Annotated in this window: 19 protein-coding genes; 10 read left to right on the top strand and 9 right to left on the bottom strand. The window is 40.4% G+C overall.

Going from position 1 to position 21739, the window contains the following annotated elements; all coding sequences use genetic code 11:
• Positions 1–136: 136 nt before the first annotated feature.
• The 3 genes from potC to potA are packed head-to-tail and all read right to left on the bottom strand — an operon-like array spanning position 137 to position 2878.
• Positions 137–922 carry a spermidine/putrescine ABC transporter permease PotC gene (gene potC / locus PSF27_RS11165; RefSeq protein WP_206083433.1) on the bottom strand — a complete coding sequence of 262 codons (786 nt, stop codon included), beginning with the start codon at positions 920–922 and terminating at the stop codon, positions 137–139.
• Positions 919–1782 (bottom strand): spermidine/putrescine ABC transporter permease PotB, encoded by an 864-nt coding sequence (gene potB / locus PSF27_RS11170; protein ID WP_206083432.1) that lies wholly within the window; start codon positions 1780–1782, stop codon positions 919–921. The genes potC and potB overlap by 4 nt, the downstream gene beginning before the upstream one ends.
• On the bottom strand, positions 1769–2878 hold the full coding sequence (gene potA / locus PSF27_RS11175) for a spermidine/putrescine ABC transporter ATP-binding protein PotA (RefSeq protein ID WP_206083431.1): 1110 nt from the start codon (positions 2876–2878) through the stop codon (positions 1769–1771). Before potA ends, potB begins: the two co-directional genes overlap by 14 nt.
• Before the next feature lie 990 nt (positions 2879–3868).
• Here potA and PSF27_RS11180 point away from each other — a divergent pair.
• A complete protein-coding gene (locus PSF27_RS11180; protein ID WP_272681462.1) occupies positions 3869–5515 on the top strand; it encodes a fumarate hydratase in 1647 nt (548 codons plus the stop codon).
• A 115-nt stretch (positions 5516–5630) separates the two neighbouring features.
• Here the strand turns inward: PSF27_RS11180 and PSF27_RS11185 are convergent, their stop codons facing one another.
• The 6 genes from PSF27_RS11185 to PSF27_RS11210 form a co-directional block, all read right to left on the bottom strand.
• Positions 5631–6596 (bottom strand): fimbrial protein, encoded by a 966-nt coding sequence (locus PSF27_RS11185; RefSeq protein WP_272681463.1) that lies wholly within the window; start codon positions 6594–6596, stop codon positions 5631–5633.
• Positions 6597–6609: 13 nt separating this feature from the next.
• Positions 6610–7128 (bottom strand): fimbrial protein, encoded by a 519-nt coding sequence (locus PSF27_RS11190; RefSeq protein ID WP_206083428.1) that lies wholly within the window; start codon positions 7126–7128, stop codon positions 6610–6612.
• A gap of 43 nt (positions 7129–7171) precedes the next feature.
• Positions 7172–7900 carry a fimbrial biogenesis chaperone gene (locus PSF27_RS11195; protein WP_206083427.1) on the bottom strand — a complete coding sequence of 243 codons (729 nt, stop codon included), beginning with the start codon at positions 7898–7900 and terminating at the stop codon, positions 7172–7174.
• Between the two features lie 10 nt (positions 7901–7910).
• Complete coding sequence (locus PSF27_RS11200; RefSeq protein ID WP_206083426.1) at positions 7911–10406, bottom strand: fimbria/pilus outer membrane usher protein; 2496 nt, start codon at positions 10404–10406, stop codon at positions 7911–7913.
• A gap of 84 nt (positions 10407–10490) precedes the next feature.
• Entirely contained in the window at positions 10491–11048 is a 558-nt protein-coding gene (locus tag PSF27_RS11205) for a fimbrial protein (RefSeq protein WP_206083425.1), read from the bottom strand.
• A 199-nt stretch (positions 11049–11247) separates the two neighbouring features.
• On the bottom strand, positions 11248–11484 hold the full coding sequence (locus PSF27_RS11210) for a helix-turn-helix domain-containing protein (protein WP_206083424.1): 237 nt from the start codon (positions 11482–11484) through the stop codon (positions 11248–11250).
• A 1280-nt stretch (positions 11485–12764) separates the two neighbouring features.
• Here PSF27_RS11210 and PSF27_RS11215 point away from each other — a divergent pair.
• The 9 genes from PSF27_RS11215 to PSF27_RS11255 all read left to right on the top strand — a co-directional run bounded on the left by PSF27_RS11215 (position 12765) and on the right by PSF27_RS11255 (position 21719).
• The gene (locus PSF27_RS11215; RefSeq protein ID WP_206083423.1) at positions 12765–13754 is read left to right on the top strand and encodes a nitrilase family protein; all 990 of its coding nucleotides are present in this window, start codon (positions 12765–12767) and stop codon (positions 13752–13754) included.
• A gap of 87 nt (positions 13755–13841) precedes the next feature.
• Positions 13842–14726, top strand: a complete 885-nt coding sequence (locus PSF27_RS11220; protein ID WP_272681464.1) for a LysR family transcriptional regulator — start codon at positions 13842–13844, stop codon at positions 14724–14726.
• 97 nt (positions 14727–14823) lie between these two features.
• Positions 14824–15822: a 3-oxoacyl-[acyl-carrier-protein] synthase III C-terminal domain-containing protein gene (locus PSF27_RS11225; protein ID WP_272681465.1), complete on the top strand. Its 999-nt coding sequence runs from the start codon at positions 14824–14826 to the stop codon at positions 15820–15822.
• Complete coding sequence (locus PSF27_RS11230; protein WP_272681466.1) at positions 15819–16820, top strand: NAD-dependent epimerase/dehydratase family protein; 1002 nt, start codon at positions 15819–15821, stop codon at positions 16818–16820. The genes PSF27_RS11225 and PSF27_RS11230 overlap by 4 nt, the downstream gene beginning before the upstream one ends.
• Positions 16820–17623 carry an MBL fold metallo-hydrolase gene (locus tag PSF27_RS11235; RefSeq protein WP_272681467.1) on the top strand — a complete coding sequence of 268 codons (804 nt, stop codon included), beginning with the start codon at positions 16820–16822 and terminating at the stop codon, positions 17621–17623. The genes PSF27_RS11230 and PSF27_RS11235 overlap by 1 nt, the downstream gene beginning before the upstream one ends.
• Positions 17624–17631: 8 nt before the next feature.
• A complete protein-coding gene (locus PSF27_RS11240; protein ID WP_272681528.1) occupies positions 17632–18897 on the top strand; it encodes a F390 synthetase-related protein in 1266 nt (421 codons plus the stop codon).
• Complete coding sequence (locus PSF27_RS11245) at positions 18894–19505, top strand: phosphatase PAP2 family protein (RefSeq protein ID WP_206083418.1); 612 nt, start codon at positions 18894–18896, stop codon at positions 19503–19505. The genes PSF27_RS11240 and PSF27_RS11245 overlap by 4 nt, the downstream gene beginning before the upstream one ends.
• Positions 19502–20626: a sterol desaturase family protein gene (locus tag PSF27_RS11250; protein WP_272539336.1), complete on the top strand. Its 1125-nt coding sequence runs from the start codon at positions 19502–19504 to the stop codon at positions 20624–20626. Before PSF27_RS11245 ends, PSF27_RS11250 begins: the two co-directional genes overlap by 4 nt.
• Positions 20616–21719 carry a fatty acid desaturase family protein gene (locus tag PSF27_RS11255; RefSeq protein WP_272681468.1) on the top strand — a complete coding sequence of 368 codons (1104 nt, stop codon included), beginning with the start codon at positions 20616–20618 and terminating at the stop codon, positions 21717–21719. Before PSF27_RS11250 ends, PSF27_RS11255 begins: the two co-directional genes overlap by 11 nt.
• The last annotated feature ends 20 nt before the right edge of the window (positions 21720–21739 follow it).

A 21739-nucleotide genomic window follows, 5' to 3' on the forward strand; every position in this document is an offset into this window, starting at 1 on the left:
TATCCCTGCCTGCATCAAGCTGTAACTTGAATGATTTAGGGGTGATATCTTATAGGCTCAATTGGAGCCCACCCTCTCGCCTTATGGCATTTAAAAAGCACGGCAAAACAAGAGTGCCGTGCCATCCTGTCATTTGTTACTGCGTTTTTTTACCGTATTTATCCCGCATTACCCATTGGCTTAAGCAAACAAGTACCAGCGACATAATCAGTAGCACCGTTGCCAGCGCATTCACTTCGGGGGAGACACCCACTTTGACCATTGAGTAGATTTTTAACGGTAAAATTTCATAACTAGGCCCCGTCACAAACGACGACACAACTACATCATCCATCGATAATGTGAAGCTAAGCAGCCAACCCGCGACTATCGCAGGGAGCGCCAATGGCAGAATAATTTTACGTAAAATAGTAAATTCACCCGCTCCGAGATCCCGCGCGGCTTCCAGCATTTTTACATCGAAGTCTTTTAACCTCGCATATACCGTTACCACCACAAAAGGCAGACAGAAGGTAATGTGCGAAAACAGCAACGACCAAAAACCCAATGAAACGCCCAAAATCATAAACAGCACTAATAACGATATTGCCATCACGATATCGGGGGACATCATCACTACAAACAACATTCCCCCCACAAAGGGTTTGCCGCGAAAACGGTAACGAAATAGCGCAACCGCCGTTAATGTGCCAATCACGGTGGCAAATGTGGCGGATAACACCGCCATGGTTAATGAGTGCCCCGCCGCTTCTAATAAGCTGTCGTTATTACTTAAAAGTTCATACCATTTTGTTGAGAAACCCTGCCACTGAATACCAAAACGCGATTCATTGAAGGAGTTAACAATCAAAATGATGATTGGAATATAAAGATACGCATAGACGATGGCCATAAAGCCACCCCGCAAAGTACGCCCGATCATTCTTCATACGCCTTTTTATTCAAAAGCTTAGCCGCTCGGTAATACACATACAGCAACAGCCCCATCATCACCGTCAGGAAGATACTGGTTGCGGCACCAAATGGCCAATCACGAATATTGAGGAACTGGCTTTTTATCACGTTACCAATTAGGAGGTTTTTCGCGCCGCCCATTAAATCGGCGACATAAAACAGCCCCATCGCAGGCAATAAAACCAATAAACACCCTGCAATAATACCTGGCATCGTTAATGGAATGATGATTTTCACAAAGGTCTGAAATTTATTAGCGCCGAGGTCCCTAGCTGCTTCTAAATATGACTTATCCAATTTCTCAATACTCGAATACAGCGGCATCACCATAAAAGGTAATAAGATATAAATCAGCCCAAGCACAACCGCTTCTGGGGTGTACATTAAACGAATCGGTTTATCAATAATCCCAATCCACAGCAAAAAATCATTCAGATAGCCTTTGGTGCTCAAAAAAACTTTCAAACCATAAATACGGATCAGCGAATTCGTCCAAAACGGAACAATCAACAAAAACAACATAAGTGGCTGGATGCGTTTGGGTAATTTCGCCAAAATAAATGCAAATGGATAGCCGATCACAAGGCAAAAGAATGTCGCGATCAAGGCCATATTCAGTGAATGGAGCATCACTTCTGCGTACATGGGATCGGATAAACGGATGTAGTTATCCCATGTGAAGATCAGATCCACTAGATTAGTATCACTGCGTGTTAGAAAACTGGCTCCGATGATCATGACATTTGGCAAGAAAACGAACAAGACCAGCCAAGCGACAATCCCAGTGATGATCACATTTTGCAGGATCTTGTGTTTACGAATGATCATCCAGCACGACCTCCCAGCTTTCCACCCAAGTTACAGCAACTTTTTGATTCAAGGAGTGGTCAACATCGGGGTCGTCTTCATTAAAGAATTCGCTCACCATGACAATTTTGCCGTCTTCCATCTCAACCACAGAGTCCAAAGTCATGCCTTTATAATTACGTTCACGCACGTAACCAATCAGCCCTGGATGATTTTCTGCATCATTCACTTCTTCAACACGTAAGTCTTCAGGGCGCAAAAGTACATTAAGATGCTGCCCTTCTTTGACTGAGAGCTCAGTGAAAATATCGCACTCATGGCCTTCAACATTGGCACGAATACGTTTTTCATCAATGCGATACAACACTTTCGCATCAAAAATATTAATTTCACCGATAAACTGAGCAACAAATAGGTTTTTAGGCTCCTCATAAATTTCACGAGGTGTACCATCTTGCTCAATTTTCCCTTCACGCATGACGATGATCCTGTCAGACATTGCTAAGGCTTCTTCTTGGTCGTGGGTAACAAAAATAAAGGTAATTCCCAGTTTCCGCTGAAGGGCTTTTAGCTCATTCTGCATTTGCTTACGCAGTTTGTAATCCAGCGCAGACAATGATTCATCCAGTAATAAGACTTTTGGGCGATTCACCACGGCACGGGCGATTGCCACACGCTGCTGCTGCCCGCCAGAGAGTTGATTCGGCCTTCGCTGCGCAAAATCTTCCAATTGCACCATACGCAGTGCCTGATCAACGCGCTTTTGAATATCGGCTGCAGGCGTTTTTTGCATACGTAAGCCAAAAGCGACGTTGTCATAAACCGTCATATGAGGAAAAAGAGCATAGCTTTGGAACACGGTATTCACGAAACGTTGTTCCGCTGGAATATCCGTAATATCTTGACCATCAAGAATAATTTGACCATCATCGACATCTTCCAGCCCAGCAATAAGACGTAAAACCGTCGTTTTACCGCAACCAGAAGGCCCCAGAATGGTCAAAAACTCACCGTTCTGAATGGTTAAGTCAAGTTCAGAAATAATTTGTTTGCCATCAAAACCTTTATTTAAAGATTTTAATTCGACGAGTGGTGTCAGAGAGGTTGTCTCAGTCATTTATAATACACTCTATCCCTAGGAATAATGCAGATAGAACCGCCACCGTTAAAGACTGTATAAGCTTGTCGGAGGTTTACTCTCTTCATACCTCAAGTGATATGGGTGCTCGCTTCACGCTGCCATTCGAACCACATACTTATGTATGCTCATCGAGATGCCATCATTTGCGGCCTACATATCACTGGAATTATTTTGAGTAAATAATTTTCCCCAGCAAAGCCCAAAACCAGTAGCGCCATTTTTCAAATTCATTGAGCCCTGCATGATAAACACAGTTTTTATAAATTGAAAGCCATTTTCGACACTTCGTTTGCCTTTCATTATGAATTCACAATAAATAAAACTGTTTTTTGATAAAAATAAGCAACATAGCGATATATATTGTTACTATGCCGTTATCTATAGGTTTCCCTTATACATCTAAGTTCCTCCCTTAAGCTAAATACCTTACAATTCACAAAGTTAGTCGCTAATAGATGAATAATTAAATTCATTTAAAATTTAATTATTTCTTAAATTAAGATATGAGGAATATATCTTGCTACAAACTCATAAAATATCCCACTGATTAAAATAGAATTATCAAAAACTGAATCGTTTAAACTTACTAAAACAACTTGAAATGTAATTTATCCTAATGAAATAATTAAAAACTAATAATTCATAATTACAATGATAAAGAGAAAAACATCATTAAATATAATTTTATGTGATTTATATCTAATTTTTATCGTGAAGTGGTTTTTATCTCGATAACTTTAACCAACATCATATTATCAACCGCATCCCTTTGAATATAATGGCCAAATTGGTATAATTTCAGCCTAAATTGTTTCTTTTCGTGATTTCTTTTGTGATTTTTGTTTCATAATTACACTTATAAATTTTACTTTGTTCCTTTGTACTGAATTTATTAAAGAATAAGCACAAGCCTACGGGCGATTATTTTTTGGATATTCCACTGAAATTAATATGTGAGTGAGCAAAATGGCTAATAAAGAGTTTTTTTATCAAGAACCTTATCCGCTATCTGAGGATAAAACTGAATATACCCATGTTTCTGATAAATATGTTTCCGTCGAGCAATTCGCAGGGAAACCCATTTTAAAAGTTGCCCCCGAAGCATTAACACTGCTTGCTGAACGGGCAATTTATGAATCGCAATTCTTCCTAAGAGCCGCACACCAGAAGCAAGTTGCGGCTATCTTGCATGATCCAGAAGCTAGCGAAAATGACAAATATGTTGCACTGCAGTTGCTACGTAACGCTGAAATTTCCGCAAAAGGTATTTTACCAAACTGCCAAGATACAGGAACCGTTGCGGTGGTTGGGAAAAAAGGCCAGCAAGTTTGGACGGATTGCGATGATGAAGAGTATCTCTCTCGTGGAATTTATAACGTCTTCCAACACGAAAACCTACGTTTTTCTCAAAATGCCCCGCTAGATATGTTTAACGAAGTGAATACTGGCACTAATCTGCCCGCACAGTTTGATATCTTTGCGACCACAGGTGATGAATACCACTTCCTGTTCGTCAATAAAGGTGGCGGTTCTGCTAATAAATCCGCGCTTTATCAAGAAACAAAAGCAACCTTAACCCCAGCTAAGCTAAAAAATTTCTTAATTGAAAAAATGCGCAATCTGGGAACAACGGCTTGCCCGCCTTATCATATTGCTTTTGTTATTGGTGGAACTTCAGCGGAAACAACGCTAAAAACAGCAAAACTGGCCTCTGCAAAATACTATGATAATTTGCCGACAACAGGTAATGAATATGGCCGTGCATTCCGTGATATTGAGCTAGAAAATGAGTTATTAGAAGCCTCTCGTCATCTTGGTTTTGGTGCACAGTTTGGCGGTAAATACTTTGCTCACGATGTCCGCGTTGTACGTTTACCTCGCCATGGTGCATCTTGCCCGATCGGTTTAGCCATTTCTTGCTCAGCAGACCGTAATATCAAGGCAAAAATAACCAAAGACGGCCTATGGCTGGAAAAAATGGAACATAATCCAGCCCAATATATCCCTGAATCAATGCGTACCCAAACTGAAGGAAAAGTGGTTCATATCGACCTTAACCGTCCAATGAAAGATATTTTGGCGGAATTGAGTAAACACCCTGTATCGACCCGTGTTTCTCTCAGTGGCCCACTGATCATCGCGCGTGATATTGCGCACACCAAGCTCAAAGAACGTTTAGATAACGGCGAAGAGTTACCGCAATACTTCAAAGACCATATGGTGTATTACGCAGGACCTGCCAAGAAACCTGAAGACATGGTATCTGGCTCATTAGGCCCAACAACGGGTAACCGTATGGACCCTTACGTTGATCTGTTCCAATCCCATGGTGGTAGTATGTTAATGCTCGCAAAAGGGAACCGTACTCAAGCCGTTACTGACGCGTGTAAAAAACACGGTGGTTTCTATTTAGGTAGCATCGGGGGTTCGGCGGCAATCTTAGCGCAAGAATATGTTAAGAGTTTGAATTGCTTAGAGTATCCAGAATTAGGTATGGAAGCGATTTGGAAAATGGAAGTTGAAGGTTTACCTGCTTTTATCCTTGTTGATGACAAGGGAAATAACTTCTTTGAGCAAGTTCAGAATACAAATTGCCAAAAATGCATAAAATAGCGCCATTGCACTGTACCAACGGAATACGCTAGCTGAAGTTAGTTAGTGTCGCCAATAAGCAATGTAAAATAAAAGAGCTGGCATGTTGCCTGCTCTTTTTTATTCCCTAGTTCTATCAATAATAATTAATACGAACTATCGTAGATGCTTGAAAGCCACCTGTTTTTACTGTGCCCGTTTTCTTTACCGTCGCACTGTAATCACGAGTTACTGATGTACTTCCTTGCGGTAAACTACCGAAAAACTGGAAGTAATTAAACTTAATGTCGCTGTTTTTATCGTCCTTGATCACAAGGTTCATACCATTTTTCAAATCAATTGCATACTCACCATTAAGTGGCTCCGTGGTTTCAAAATTGATATTCATGGAGAAATTATCCAAGCACCCTCTTTTTACCGCTTGAACCTGAAAATCCTTTTTAAACTCTTTACCTTGATTAAGCTCTGTGATCATCAATTGGCCAAAGTCAATTTGCTGAGATTCAGGAAAAACCTTGATATCAGCACCACATTTTAAAAAGCGGATCCCTTGAAGCCCTGAAATAGAATAGCGTAAGTTTTTAGCCCCTGGAGTGGTATTAATCCCCCCACTTCCATCAAATTGGAAAACGGTAAATTGGTTATCACCCAAATAGTTGCCTGATGGTGGAACCACTCCTGTCACTTTGATGTATAAAGTAAACGTCACCGTCACGGTGACATTTTGCTTACCGCTAATCGGTGGTGTGCCTAAACTGACTTTTTGCTGGTCGTGTTCAAGTTGTTCACCTTGATAGTTCGCTCCAAGTAACAAACCTGTCCCTAACTTTTGTGATGTCGGGTTAAAATACATATGAACAACGTCAACCATGTTTCCCAATACGTTATCGCAATATACCGTAACGGTCAGTGGGTCTGATTGCCAAATAATCGTTCCCTCAGGAGTATCCGCTGGTATAGCAAGTTGCCCTACAGGAACAGGTGGTTTAATCACAACCCCCGTCCCTTTTTCAACACAATCCAATGCAAATGTCTTTGGGCTGATAAAAACAAATAAGAATAAAAAGTAGAACCCATACTGCTTAATAAACTTGTGTATCATAATTTATACACCTTTATATATAGGTAATATTTAAGGTAATTTGCGTTTTAATATTACCCACTGTTAATTCACTTCTTGAAAGATAGCTTTCCAACATGGAATAAATCACAATCTGTTGATTATCATCGAAATAAACTGGGTAATTTCGATATTCACCATTTGGGATTGTATTGCCCTGCTTATCCAGCAAACGAATGCCATAACCATTTAAAATTGTTTTACCACCAAATAAATTACGGTCAGTACTCGCTGTGGGTTCTGAAATGAACATGATCCTAACTACAGGATCCCGGTCATCACGATCCCGCTTTGGGAAAATGCAGTCATCAAATTTCAATTTGATCTCATGTTTAGGGCTTCTATCTCCGATCTCATTGAAATAATTAAGAGAAATTGGGCCTAATTCAATATTTTGATCCATCGAGGAAAGCGTGATTTTACAAGGCAAAGCCACGACATTACCGGTAAAATTGAGGTCGCCTCGCATCATGCTGCTGTCTGCGTATGCATGACTCCCAAACAGGGATAGCATGAAAAAACCTATTGAAAAGCAATAATTTCTCATCTCTAAAATCCTATTGGCTTTCTTTTGACAGCTGGCATATCGATGCCGCACACTGATACGTCAACATTTTCATTCCGCCGTAGTCATCCATATATCCCGCGTAAAGTTGGCTAAAACTTGCACTTGGTACAGAAACACTTTCTTTTGATAATGGCGCTACCATGACACTCTCAAAACCTGGAAAGTTATTCTTATTGTTGTGACTTAAATAACCCAACGTGACGTAGTATTTCGTTGGATTTTCAATGAGCAACTGACTACCAGAATGCGTAAACTTCAGTTCTTTCGCCCACACTTTATCGCTGTTATTTTCAATTTGAGGTGGCCGATAAAACATTTTTAAACGGCTCTGAATCGCAATTTGCACCACATTTTCTTTATCTGAAACAGGAGGGATTTCACGCACATTCAGGTAAAACAGCGATTCCCTATCCTGAGGCAATGTATCAATCCCTTCAGTCTTAATAATTTTAATTTGGTTTTTTGCATTTGGCTCAACACGTTGCATAGGTGGCAAAACAGTAAAAGGCTCTGAGACTTTGTTCCCCTTCGCATCTTCCATCCATGATTGCGCCAAATACGGCATTGTTTTACTTTGGTTATTAATCACTAAGCTAATCGATTTATCTTTGCCTGGAAAAATAATGCGGGTGCGATCAATATTAATTGCCGCAGAGGCGACTTGCATGCCAGCAAAGATTAATGAAAACCCAAAAACAACTGCATACTTTTTACTCATACATCATTCCTTATTGGCAAGGGATCAAGACTTTACCTTGATTCTTTTCAGTCATATTCGGTAAGTTCAAGCGACATTGATTTGTACCACTTGCCCACTTAACAATGTAACTTTCATCTGGGTCTATCCCAGTCAAATAAGCGACACCACTGTCTGCGATAATGCCAACTTCCCTAGAGGTATTCACTTCGATGACACTCGTCCCCAGAGGTGGATAATTACCGTTACTCAAACGGATCACAGCTAAAATACGTTTCCCTTGGTTCGCTTTTATTTTTTGATAACCAATTGAGCCTTCAGTTAATGTTTTCCCAATAATGTTGTCATTCACATCAACATCATCGGGCAGCGTATTCATATCAATGTACACATCCGAGTTTGAAAAACTGTTCAAACTTGTTGCAACACCAATACCGAAGCGGTTGGTGACGGACTCGCCATTATCAATAGAAATACCCGCAACGTTATCGCTATCAATCATGACGCGCGGTTCATTGTTTGTGCCATTACGGTGCATCGCAGCACCATATTTAGTGGCTGTCATAGAGCCATACCAGCTCCCACCAAAGGCGCGATAAGAATTCACATTTTCCGTTGCGTTAACATTTAATACGCCATATGGGGAAGAGCGTTGATAGCTACCACTAATATTCGGTTCTGCACGCCCGAGTTCATGCTGATCGCCACCTACTCGCATACTCCAGTAATTATTTTGCTCATTTGGGCTGTAATAGGCGACAGATTGCCCAAAGTTATGATCATTATCTGCGTATTGGGCGTCATAGCTCACTGATCCACCATTTTCTAACGGAATTGAAAATGACAGATAAATTTGATTGTCATCGGTTTCTTCGTATTTAATTTTATTGAGAGACAATGTTCCTGAAATATTTTTAAGCTGCCCAACACTAAACAGTTTACTCAGGCTCATTCCAAAGTTTGTTGTCGACTCACTGCTCCAAAACTGATGGTGTGAGGCATTAAAGTAAACCGTTAAATCCAATGGGCTAATGTATTGGTTAAAAGAAGCGGTATACACGTTTTTATCACGCCTAAAATCAAGAACACCATTAGCAGCATCAATATATTGCGGCATGGTTAGGAATTCTTTTTCAGAGAATTTGTAGCCCGCAAAAGTGACTTGTGAGTTGGTGGATTCGAAACGTTTCGAATAATTCAGACGATAACTGTTTCCTGAATAAGAACCAAAGTGATCTAAATTTGCATGGGTACGCGTAATATCCAGCGATATTGCCCCAAACACATTCATGTTTTGCCCAATACCCAGGTTGACGGCTTGATAATTATTATTATCGACAGTGGCAATTAACCCACCAAAAATGGAGGTATTGCCAAATAACCCATAAGATAATTCACCCGCAATAAACCGTGGCTCGACTTTCTGAGAACGCCCAAACGGATCCGACTGCCCCATCGTCAATTTATAAAGAAGCTGCCCTTGGCGCGTTAAAAATGGCAATGATGCCGCCGTCACTTGATAAGTCGTTTTTGAGCCATCCTCTTCCTCAATAGTCACATCTAACGTACCTTGTACTGCTTCCGTAATATCTTGAATATTAAAGGGACCAGGTGCCACTTTAGCTTGTTTAATGACACGCCCATTTTGTGAAATAATCACCATGGCATTGGTTTTAGCAATACCCGTCACCTGTGGTGCATAACCACGCAATGAAGGAGGGAGCATACGATTATCACTAAAGAGAGATGCCCCAATAAAACGGAAACTATCAAACAAATCTGTTTTTAAATAAGACTCCCCAAGTAAAACTTTTGCGCCCATTTCAGGTAATGCACGAAATGCATAAAGCTGAGTCCAATCAAATCGTTCATTCGTTTTTCCTTGAGAACGATTATATTGATACTGATAGTCTGCACGGAAACGCCAAGCACCTAAGTTCACGCCAGCCGTACCATTACTGCTACCGCTAAATGTTTCACTGGTGTTTTTAGGGGAGGTATAATTTAAAAACAGGTTGTAGTCGAGAAATGCGCCTGCGATTCCATTTTCCCATTGGGACGGCGGAACCCAGTACGGATCATCATATTCTAACCAAGCTTGAGGAATAGAAAATAAGATATTCTGGTTCTCTTTATCAAATCGATAGTGAATATCTAGCTTTTTAGATAGTTCAACACACTGGTTATTATTATTTTGCAGAAGTTCTTCCTGAACTTTCTTTTTTAATGCAAAAAGAGTGACCATCTCTGGTGTAACACAGAGTGTTGAATTATCTTTACTCTCTTCAATAAATTTAATTAGATGTTGACCCGCTAATTTCCTACCATTCAGTGTAATATCCGTAAGATATTCACCAGCAGGGATAAAATCAGGATTTGAAAACTGACTTAAATCAATATTGTCTCTGTCCTTTGCATCAATAATATTCATATTAAATTCGACTGCATTGGACATTCCTGAAAAAGAAAATGCCAATACAATAGAAAATAATATTTTATTCATTTTAAACTGAGGCAATAAAGACATGATGTTCCCTGTCAAAAAGATAAAAAATCAAAATAAAAAGGGAAAATAACAGGCAAAAAATATGCCTGTTATTTAAGGTATAGATTAGAGGTAATTTAAAGCGTAAGTCGCTTGAGAAATGATGCTACCAGTTTCTACTTTGTTACCATTTGCTTCAACACGTGCACTAAATGCTAATTTGTTAGGGCCGTCAGCTAATGGCAATTCAACACTTGTGTCACCCACTTTCATTGTTGCGCCATCAGCATTAATCAGACGAACACCAACACCTTTAGAAGTACCTGTATTTGCTAACAGTTCTTTTGCCGTTGTATCTGGCGTACCAGTGAAAGTCACTTTAACTTTGCTAACTGCAGGGAAAATAACTGTGTCTGAAGCATCTTTAACTTCACCTAAATCACAGTTTTCTAATTGAATATTATATTGAACGCTTTGGCTAAATTTATTACCAGTTTCTAATACTTTATTAGCAACTTGGCCAAGGTCAACGTTAATTGTACCATCACCTGGGATTGAACAAGGTGCATTGATAACTTTACCAGTGAAGTTGATGATACCACTTCCTTGGTCTACAGGTGCTGCATTAGCAATACCAAACGAAGAAGCGATAATTGTAGCTAATGCAATTTTAGTTAATTTCATTTATATTTTCCTATAAAAAGACGACAGATGTACCAATCACTTAATAATTAAAACAATTATTAAGTTGATATTTTTTTGCTGAGGATATAGTAAAAATAACATTTATCCCTCTAATTAAGGAATAAATTAGTTTTATTTAATTGAATTTATTTTTATATTATTTTTATATTGGATATGAGAATATCCTTAACTTTCTTAGTTAATTACTTTCTTTATTTAAGAACACATCGTCAATAAAAAAACAAATCATCTCTGTTTCTAGAGCACTAGCTAATACATGCAAATTTTCGATATTAATGTTGCACTCCCCTCTTTCATAGCGTGAGATCTGCTGCTGACTTACACCAACAAGATTTGCAAGCTCAATGCCAGAAAGACCTAAATGCTTTCTTCTTTTTCTTATTTCTCTACCTACAATACGATTTACATTTATCATCAACTATAGCCCAACAAACTTAAAATATTAAACGGCTAAACTATATTACAGATCAAAAACCTTTAGAACATAAAAATTTATCTTTTGAAATGCAAATTAAAATATTGCAAATCAATTAAAACACGAAATTTGAGTTAATTATAAATTTGAAGATATAAAAGTAAAACTGTTTATAACGATCAATAAAATAGATTAAAGCCAGAGAAACCTATCAATATTAGAGTATTTCAAATTTAAATAGTGACCAATGAAAAACAACTCAATAAAGTTAAATTTTTCAATATAGAATAATTAGAAAAACAACAACTAACCTTTTGATTTATTTTAAGTAAATATAGATTACCATTAACAATGGTAACTTAGATAAATACAGGTTTATTTTAGATTATTTAACTTAGTGATTAAATATTTACTATTCAAAATAGACATCTTGATTAATAAGCTTTTTTACATAAAAAATAGGTAAATTAATTTTTAATTTACATTATTTTAGTTTATATCAAAAATACCACTATCAATGGTATTTTAATTTTTATGGTTTTTTGAAAATTAAATATACAGGAAATCTCATTAACTCATTAAACGAGTACGAGATATAAAAAAATTGATTTAAGAGAAGGCAACTCATTTTAAATACGTAAATCTAGCAAATTATCGCGCCCTTAAGCAGGAGTGTTAACGATATCATTAAATAATGCCATTTTAAGTAAAGTGGTCACACCAAGCTACTAAAATACCTTTTATTTAACATATAGTTACATTTGCTACAAATTGTAACCAAGTGATAAATATTATTAATGAAATTAGACGTTTTTTTTCTAGTAACAAAAATAAAACATAATAATTGAGTAATTAGCTCACGGAAAAAGTGTAAAACAGGTATTTATACTTAGTTAATCACCCTGCTTTAGGTAAAAAAACTTCGATGATCTAGTAACAACAATATTCACCAGCTCAGTCTAGACGGAAATTAAGCGCTTAATCACAAGAATAGAGTACTTTTTTAGTGCTAATTAAGCCCTTTTACGGCTTTTTAGTTAAATAACTAAATGCTAATCAATAAGTTATTTTTTATCCCTGCAGATTATATAAGAATATTTCACCTAATAAGAGGTTTTTTTTCGAAGAATATAATGCATCTCAACTTTTTCACTCAATTTAAATCATCGATATTCGACTAGTTTTTCCATTTCGATAACCAATGGTTATTAAAATGAAAAATAACTCATTATTTTTTTTCAAAATAACGTGTTTTTATTTTGCTAATAAAGGAGATATTGATGAATAGACAACCATTACTTCGCGCTGCAACGGTGCAATTCCAACACCAAGCAGGCAATAAAGACTACAACTTAGCCTGTATCCACAACTTCATTACGCAAGCTGCACAAAAAAAGGTCAGAATGCTCATATTCCCTGAAATGTGTATTACTGGGTATTGGCATGTCCCAAAACTGTCTGATGAAGACGTTTATGCACTCAGTGAAATCTTGCATGACAGCCCTTCATTAGCCCCTATTCGCCAACGTGCCATCGAATTAGATATGCTTATTGGCGTTGGATTCATTGAAAAAGGCCTCAATGGTAAATGTTATAATACCTGGGTCGCTTGCATGCCTGACGGGCAGTTATATGCGCACCGAAAACTGCATGCCTTTGAGCATCCAGTTATTCAAAGCGGTGATAACTACACGGTGTTTGACACCCCCTGGGGTGTCAAAGTCGGCATATTGATTTGTTGGGATAATAATCTGATTGAAAACCCGAGAGCTACTGCATTACTTGGCGCTGATATTATCCTTGCACCTCATCAAACGGGTGGAACAAACTCCAGTAGCCCGTATGGTATGAAGCGCATACCACTGCATTTATGGGAAAACAGAGAACAAGACCGACAAGCACTGATCGATGCATTTCAAGGGGAAAATGGTCGAAACTGGTTATTACGCTGGCTACCTTCACGCGCCCATGATAACGGTGTTTTTTACCTGTTTAGTAATGGCGTTGGCCGTGACGACGACGAAGTTCGAACAGGAAATGCGATGATAATCGACCCTTATGGCCGCATTATTCAAGAAACGACTGCCACTGAAAATGATATGGTCATCGCTGATTTAGACCTTAACTTACTCCCCAACTCCAATGGGAGACGTTGGTTAATGGGACGACGTCCCGAACTCTACACAATTCTTAATACTACAATGGGTTACGAAACAGATATTCATCAGGTTCGTTTCGCATCTCAAGCAACGCCTTTTATCAAAAAATAAATCAGTCCCTGTAAAATAGCGAATGCTATAGTGGTTTATTCATTATATAGATACTATAGCGTTTATCATTTTCTGTAAGAGGTAAATATGGATACCCGACTTCTTCGCGCCTTTATTACTCTTGCGGATACAAAAAATTTCAAAGAAGCCTCAACACGCTTATGCATAAGCCAGCCTGCATTAACAAAGCAAATTAAGTTATTAGAAGAGCAACTCAATTTACGGCTATTTGAACGAGGCCGCCACGGCGCAATGCTGACAGAGCATGGCCTTACATTGCTACCCCATGCAAAATTAGCCCTGAACCACGTACAAGAATTATTGAATCAAGCATTGACGATCAAGGAAGAGCCCCCTAAAGTTTTGAATGTCGGTTTTGGGATCTCATCTTTTCAAGAGGCCTCTTTATTTGTTGCTCATTTACGGGAGAAACTACCTAGCGTTGCCATTGTGCTGGACGATATGCCATCACATATAATGAGAGAGAATCTTCTTACTCATCAATTAGATATTGCATTTACTCGCAGTATCTCCCATGGTTCAATAACAAATATTATTAGCCAACCCTTAAAAACGGAAGTTTTAGCCCTCGCTATATCACGCGAATACGCACAACATAATTCGATACGGGATTATTTAACACAATATCCATTGCTTATGTTACGTGCAGAGCGCGGCCTTGGCCTTTACCAACAAATTCAGCGTTACCTGCAATCGGAAGAGTTACATATCTCTCCCTTACAAGAGGCCAGCGATATACAAACGCTTATTGCATTGGTTGCCGCCAAAGTGGGCGTTAGCCTTATTCCTTACAGTGCAAAATATATTGCACAAGAAGATATCCACTTTATTCCTCTTCACCACTGTGAGGCAGCAAATTGGCAAATCGATGTCGTTTGGCAGGCTTCATTACCCAAAGCATGGCAACACACTTTCCGCACTTTGATTGATGAAACGCATGAAACCCCGTGAGCGATAGGCAATAAGAAGAACTCCGTAATTCCTATATATTAAATAAATGAACTCTGATATTTATTGTTGTTATCTTGGTTAGATAGGCACTTTATATATGTCCGCTAATAGGTCAATTGCTCCACTTAAAATCATCGCGTCTGGCGTTGCTTTGCCTGAAAACAAAATTTACTCCTCTATGCTCGATGAAAAATTCAATAAAACAAAAGGGTTTGTGGAGAAACATTCAGGTATCGAATATCGCTATCATGCAAATAATACTGATTCACAAGCTCAGTTGGCTGCACAGGCCATTGCAAATGCATTACAGCATAATCAGTTATCACCACAAGGTATTGATATGCTGATTAACGCCTCAGCGATCCCTGTTCAGGCATTACCTTGCTCTGCTGCCCACATCCTTGAACAATCAAATTTAAATGATGGTATTGCCTGCTTTGATATCAACTCCAGTTGCATTAGCTTTATTACTGCGCTACAAGTGGCTGCGGGCATGTTAGCAACAAGCCAATACCAACGAATAGCCATTGTCTCTGCTGACATAGCCTCACGGGGCATCGACTGGCAAGATAAGGAATCATCGCTCATTTTTGGTGATGGTGCAGCGTGTGTGATTGTTGAAAAAGGGGATGGCACCAGTGGCATTCTTTCTTACACTCACACTACACACACTGACGGGATTGATTTTTGTGAAATTCGCGCAGGTGGAACACGGAAAAACCCACGTTCAGGAATGACTGAGGATGATTTCCTGTTTCATATGCAAGGTAAAAAACTTTTCCGCATGGCATCTGCCTTAATTGAAGAATTTATGCAGCGGGTCTTCACCGAGTCAAACTTACAACTCGAGCAAATTGATACTGTCGTGCCCCACCAAGCGAGCCATTTATCGTTAGAACACATGCGTCAACGTGTTGGCGTGACATCCGATCAGCTCATTGATATCTATCGCCATCGAGGTAACCAAGTTGCAGCATCGATTCCATCGGCACTGCACGAAGCGATTATCACAGACCGTTTTTATGAAAAACAACATGTGATGTTAATTGGTACTGCCGCAGGTTTAGCGCTGTGTGCCATGGTATTAGTGCCATGAAAATCTTAGTCACAGGTGCCACAAGTGGGCTTGGCCGAAATGCTAGTGAGTACTTACTGGGGCGAGGTTTTGACGTTGTCGCTTGCGGGCGAAATCCACAAGCAGGAGAACAGTTAATCACAATGGGTGCTGAGTTTGCCCCTTGTGAACTAGCAAAGCTCTCTTTGCAAGAAGCGAAAGAGATGATGACTGGCTGTGATGCCATTTGGCACTGTGCGGCACTCTCTTCACCATGGGGCAAGCGTCAACATTTTGAAAATGTTAATTTTCATGCGACTCACACATTAGCCACCGCAGCTGGTGAGCTAGGAATAGCACGTTTTATTCATATTTCGACCCCCGCCATTTATTTCAATTTCACCCATCAACGTGATATTACAGAAACCACCCAGAATACTCATTTCGCCAATCAATATGCGAGAACAAAATATTTAGCGGAAACAGCTATTCAGCAATGTGTTAAGCAGTATCCCAATACCCGCTATACCCTACTGCGACCTCGTGGGTTGTTTGGCCCTCATGACCGCGTGCTACTGCCGAGGCTATTGGCACAAATCAAATCTCGTCAGGGTAAGTTAGTACTTCCTAACGGGGGAAATAACCATTTTGACTTAACCTATGTGGGGAATGTGGTTCACAGCATGCAACTGGCTACGCATAAAGACGCGTTACAAAGCGGCGCAACCTATAATATTACCAACCAACAGCCGCAAGCACTAAAACACACATTGCAGCAACTTTTCCATGAGCTTCAACTCGAGTGTGAAATTCGTTCCGCACCTTATCCCCTGTTATATAGCATTGCTGTGTTACTTGAGGGCATCAGCCATCTCACTGGAAAAGAGCCGCTTCTCACCCGTTATAGCCTCGGTGCAGCTTATTTCACCATGACGCTTGATAACCAAAAAGCCCAACAAGAACTAGGTTATTACCCGTTATACTCCATGGAGCAAGGAATTCATTTAACCGCTAACTGGCTAAAACAGCAGGAGAATTGATGTTAACCATTCACCAATATGAAGTTGGGTACTGCACACATCCAGGCTGTGTGGCCCTAAAAGGTGCCAGTTTTAAGTCTTGCAAATTCCCTGCCCGTGCATGGTTGATTGAAGACGAAAATCAGCGTTGGTTATTTGATACGGGATATGCCACCCATTTTTATGATCATACACGCAAAGGCATCATGCGGTTCTATCGTACGGTAACTCCTGTTTATTTCGAAAGCAAAGATGCGTTAGTCAATCAACTGGCAAGCGACGGACTTAAACCGAAGGACATTAATGGTGTGATTTTATCCCATTTCCACGGTGACCATATCGCAGGGCTGCGCGATTTTCCCGAGATGCCAATCATTTGTTCTGGTGATGGTTGGGCAAAAATACGTCCATTAACGGGCTTTGCCGCCCTGAAAAGTGCGTTTGTTCGCGGCTTATTACCTGATGACTTTGAACAGCGAACCGTATTTTATGAAGGCTTTGAACGTGTTGCCCTCCCCTGTGAATTACAAATACTCGGTGAAGGCTTTGCTGTGAATAAGTCAAAAACCTTATTAATTGTGCCACTCCCAGGGCACGCAGCAGGCCATATTGGCTTATGCGTATTAACAGAGGCAGGATGGGTGCTGCTTGCAGGGGATGCGGCATGGTCGCCCACCAATTACCGTGAACTACGGGGCCCGATGGCTATCGCTAATATCATCATGGATGACAAACAAGCGTATTATGAAACACTGAATAAATTGCATGAAATTGATAAGCAAAATATTGTTATTCAGCTCTGCCATGAAGGTGATTTACAGTGATATTGTCGATGCTCTGGCACTATTGGCGAGCACGCCGTTTGTCATTCAAAAACCGCACAGATTTAGAGGCTTACCAGCAAAAGCGTTTGGCTCAATTTAAACACAAAATACTGGCAAAAAGCCCTTATTTTCGTGCCTATATCGACCGCCCTCTACATGAATTTCCTATTATGAACAAATCCATCATGATGGAAAATTTTGACCAAATGAATACCGCTGGCCTCTTAAGCCAAATGCTTCTCGAATGTGCACAGAAAAGTGAGCAATCGCGTGATTTTGCCCCGAAAGTTGGCCGTTATAGCGTTGGGTTATCTTCTGGTACATCAGGGCGGCGTGGCATATTCGTGGTGAGCCCACAGGAACAAAGTATCTGGTCTGGCAGCATGTTAGCTAAAATGTTGCCCAAGGGACTATTCCACGGTGAGCGAGTTGCCCTCTTTTTACGTGCCAACAATAATTTGTATGAAAGCGTGAATAACCGCTGGATATCCTTACGGTTTTACGACCTGTTTGCGGATTTTCAGCAGCAACTGTCCGCCCTTGAAGCCTATCAACCCTCAATTATTGTCGCACCTGCACAAGTGTTGTGTGCCATTGCTGATGCCATTATCCACCAGCAAATCCAGCTAACCACCCACAAAGTGATTTCAGTGGCAGAAGTTCTTGAACAACAAGACAAAGAGAAGCTTAAGCGCTGTTTTCCACAAGTGGGCGAGGTATACCAAGCCACAGAAGGCTTTCTGGGTTGTACCTGCTCACATGGCACGCTGCACTTAAATGAGTCTTTCCTTCATATTGAACCTAATTGGCTAGATGAAACACGGTTTTCGCCGATAATCACCGATTTTACCCGCCAAACACAGCCGATTGTGCGTTATCAGCTTGATGATGTATTGGTGGTCAAACAAGCGCAGTGCCCTTGTGGCTCTCCAGAACTTGCCATTGAACGTATTGAAGGACGTTGTGATGACTTACTGCAACTGCCTGATCAACAAGGTAATATGACCACAATTTTTGCCGATCCTTGTGCGAGAGTCATCGTGAATAATTTACCCCTCACTGCGGATTTTCGGCTTACCCAACAAGGTTATCATTTATGCTTGCAAGCCGAGTGCAGTGAAGAAGAACTTGCTCATTGCCATCAACAACTGGAAAATTACTTAGCCAGTCAACGCGTGGATATTCAGCAGTTACATTGGGAATTATTAGCTAAACCTATTGAACAATCACTTTCCATCAAAAAACGCCGCATTACCCGCAAGGAACCGCAATGACAAGCAACGTCTTATTCCAGCGCTTAACCTATTGTTTGATTGGCTGGGGAACCGTTGGCATTGTGTACAACTACACAGGGCAAATTGTTGAGAATGCCAATATCTTAAGCCCAAGTGCCGTTGATAACATCGTGCCATTCTCCCCACATGCAGTTTGGTTTTATCTGTCGTTCTTTTTATTTATTCCACTAGGCTATTTTTGCAGCCCCATTGAGCGCGCCCGTTTATTAATGTTCGCCATGCAATTGTGTGCGTTGGTTTCTGGCGCAGTTTATTTACTGTATCCCACCACGATGCTGTACCATGAATATGATTTAACAACATTTTCTGGTCATGCATTATCGGCATTGATCGATATCGATAGCCCACAAAATTTATTACCTTCTCTACATGTCTCATTGACTCTTGTGGTACTGAATGCATTATGGTCAGTAAAATATAAATTTCGCACATTAACTTATTGTTTATGGGCCGCCGCTATCTGCGTGTCCGTATTGGTGTTAAAACGCCACTTGTTTATTGATGTTGTCACTGGAGCAGTAACGGCTTGTTGCGCGCTGTGGGTTGTCCACGCTGCAAAATACCGCTTAGAGAGAAAACGCTCATGAATGAATTAACCTTTCCCATTATTTTTATGTTAGCGATCGTCGTCGCAGAAGGCTTAGTGATCGCCAAAACACAAAAGGGTACGGTAAGCTGGCAAGAATTGGTGTTCAACCTGAACTCTGGCCATATTATGTTGTGGTTATTTAGAGGGTTAGAGATTTTTTGCTATGGGTTTGTGGTCACTCACTACTCTTTCAACCTTGTTGAAAACTGGCCAACAATTTTAGTTTGGGTTTTTACAATCTTAGCGTGGGACTTCGGCTTCTATTGGCTCCACCGATTGCACCATACTTATAGAATACTCTGGGCAGTACACGTTGTGCATCATCAAGGGGAGCATTATAACTTGTCGTTAGGGGTGAGAAATTCGTGGTATTCATCACTCACATCAATCCCCTTCTTTATGTTATTAGCGTTAATGGGCATTCCGCTTGAGGTTTTCCTTACTGTGTCGATTTTGCACTATACCATTCAGTTCTTTAACCACAGCGCCCTGATCCCGCGCTTGGGTTGGTTAGAGAAATTTATGGTGACGCCGCAGCACCACCGCGTTCATCACGTCAAAGAAGGGCATTATTCCAATCGCAACTTTGCAGGAAGCTTTATTTTTTGGGATAAGCTGTTCGGTACGTTTGCCAAACTCCCTGAAACTGAACATCATTTTGGTATTAAAGGTACTCCAGCCTCTGAAAACCCCTTTATTGATAGTAACTTACCTTTCTGGCGGATGATTAAACGTGCCAGTAAACCCGCACAAAAACCAACGCCGCTATTTCGCGTAAACCAAGTTGCCTTAGTAATGGGAACATTACTCTTATTCTCCCTAGTTATCGGCTATGTCTACCTTTACGGTTATGGCTACCAAGGTACTACGCTGCAACAAGTCGTTTTATTTGTGCTTTTGGCACTAGGAACCGTGGCATTATCAGGGATTTCTGATGGGCGAAAATCAGGGTTAATGAGCTGGTTTTTTATCGCCTGCTTACTACTGATTTGTGTGGTATTTATTTGGAAATGGACGACAGCCTTCTGGGTCATTTTTACCAGTGCGTTGTGGTTGCACAGCTTATTGATGTTAGTTGGGTTTGGCCGAAAACCGATAGTGGTGGCGAATGTCGCTTAAACCACTTAGGCCACTCAGTTACCAGCACCGCCATGATCAAGACTTCCAAAAAGCCTTGAATAAAGCGGCTAAACAATATTTGCATGATAATGCCGATCATCGATTTGCTGACGGACGTTTTTATGCCAAAAGCGCCGTGTTGGTATTGTGCTGTTTAGGCAGTTATTTTGCGGCACTGTTACTCGATACACCTTGGGCCTTTTTTGTTTTTTACCCCTGTTTTGTCTGCTTCGCTTTATTATTGGCCATTAATTTAGTACACGACGCCTCACACAATGCGATTTTTAAACACGCCAAAGCCAATTATTGGCTCAACTTTTGGATCACCATTCCCCTTGGCTTAGACCCTGAGTGTTGGCGCGTGCGGCATATTATTTTTCACCATGCTCATACCAATATTCGCCATTACGATTTGGATATTGAAGAGAATTTTGTTTTACGCCAAACCCCTTACCAACGTTGGTATCCTTTTATGCGAGCCCAACACCTGTATTGGCCATTGATTGCAGCAATGACATTCCCTGCACTCATTTGGTTTTTTGATTGGATGGACAGGTTTCACTTTACCCGCGTAGCGCCCCATATGCGTCATCAAGGGCAGCAAGGTATATTGGCGTTTATTATGGCAAAATTACTGCATTTGGTGATGGCCATTGTGATCCCCGCAATCGTTTTGCACGATATCAGCCTTGGCACGCTGCTCTTGACCTACGTACTCAGCCAAATGTTTGCATCATTAATATTTGTTGTACTAATACTTGGCACCCATTGGGCAAAAGCCACCTTCTATACCCCGCCTAAAGAAGGAAACATGCCTCATGGTTTTTATACCCACACATTTTCAACCACTTATGACTGGCAAACCACACCACGCTGGCTAACCTATTGGCTAGGCGGGCTAAACCTTCATCTGACTCACCACTTATTTCCCAACTGGAATCATCGCCATTACCCTGCTTTGGCAAAAATTATTGAGCAAACCGCAAAGCAGTTTTCAATGGATTACCACTGTATTAGTGCCAAAGAATTGTTTATGTATCAGCAGCGTTTCTTAAAAGAGATGGGGTCAGGCAAACAGCTCGATGAGCACTGAGTTTTCAGAGCATAAAACTC

This window comes from Providencia sp. PROV129 (genome assembly GCF_028482245.1).
GTDB classification, from domain to species: domain Bacteria; phylum Pseudomonadota; class Gammaproteobacteria; order Enterobacterales; family Enterobacteriaceae; genus Providencia; species Providencia vermicola.

Bases quoted from the DNA above. Each gene is read 5' to 3' on its own strand.
- potC (WP_206083433.1), bottom strand. From the start codon at position 922: ATGATCGGGCGTACTTTGCGGGGTGGCTTTATGGCCATCGTCTATGCG.
- potB (WP_206083432.1), bottom strand. From the start codon at position 1,782: ATGATCATTCGTAAACACAAGATCCTGCAAAATGTGATCATCACTGGG.
- potA (WP_206083431.1), bottom strand. From the start codon at position 2,878: ATGACTGAGACAACCTCTCTGACACCACTCGTCGAATTAAAATCTTTA.
- PSF27_RS11180 (WP_272681462.1), top strand. From the start codon at position 3,869: ATGGCTAATAAAGAGTTTTTTTATCAAGAACCTTATCCGCTATCTGAG.
- PSF27_RS11185 (WP_272681463.1), bottom strand. From the start codon at position 6,596: ATGATACACAAGTTTATTAAGCAGTATGGGTTCTACTTTTTATTCTTA.
- PSF27_RS11190 (WP_206083428.1), bottom strand. From the start codon at position 7,128: ATGCTATCCCTGTTTGGGAGTCATGCATACGCAGACAGCAGCATGATG.
- PSF27_RS11195 (WP_206083427.1), bottom strand. From the start codon at position 7,900: ATGAGTAAAAAGTATGCAGTTGTTTTTGGGTTTTCATTAATCTTTGCT.
- PSF27_RS11200 (WP_206083426.1), bottom strand. From the start codon at position 10,406: ATGTCTTTATTGCCTCAGTTTAAAATGAATAAAATATTATTTTCTATT.
- PSF27_RS11205 (WP_206083425.1), bottom strand. From the start codon at position 11,048: ATGAAATTAACTAAAATTGCATTAGCTACAATTATCGCTTCTTCGTTT.
- PSF27_RS11210 (WP_206083424.1), bottom strand. From the start codon at position 11,484: ATGATAAATGTAAATCGTATTGTAGGTAGAGAAATAAGAAAAAGAAGA.
- PSF27_RS11215 (WP_206083423.1), top strand. From the start codon at position 12,765: ATGAATAGACAACCATTACTTCGCGCTGCAACGGTGCAATTCCAACAC.
- PSF27_RS11220 (WP_272681464.1), top strand. From the start codon at position 13,842: ATGGATACCCGACTTCTTCGCGCCTTTATTACTCTTGCGGATACAAAA.
- PSF27_RS11225 (WP_272681465.1), top strand. From the start codon at position 14,824: ATGTCCGCTAATAGGTCAATTGCTCCACTTAAAATCATCGCGTCTGGC.
- PSF27_RS11230 (WP_272681466.1), top strand. From the start codon at position 15,819: ATGAAAATCTTAGTCACAGGTGCCACAAGTGGGCTTGGCCGAAATGCT.
- PSF27_RS11235 (WP_272681467.1), top strand. From the start codon at position 16,820: ATGTTAACCATTCACCAATATGAAGTTGGGTACTGCACACATCCAGGC.
- PSF27_RS11240 (WP_272681528.1), top strand. From the start codon at position 17,632: ATGCTCTGGCACTATTGGCGAGCACGCCGTTTGTCATTCAAAAACCGC.
- PSF27_RS11245 (WP_206083418.1), top strand. From the start codon at position 18,894: ATGACAAGCAACGTCTTATTCCAGCGCTTAACCTATTGTTTGATTGGC.
- PSF27_RS11250 (WP_272539336.1), top strand. From the start codon at position 19,502: ATGAATGAATTAACCTTTCCCATTATTTTTATGTTAGCGATCGTCGTC.
- PSF27_RS11255 (WP_272681468.1), top strand. From the start codon at position 20,616: ATGTCGCTTAAACCACTTAGGCCACTCAGTTACCAGCACCGCCATGAT.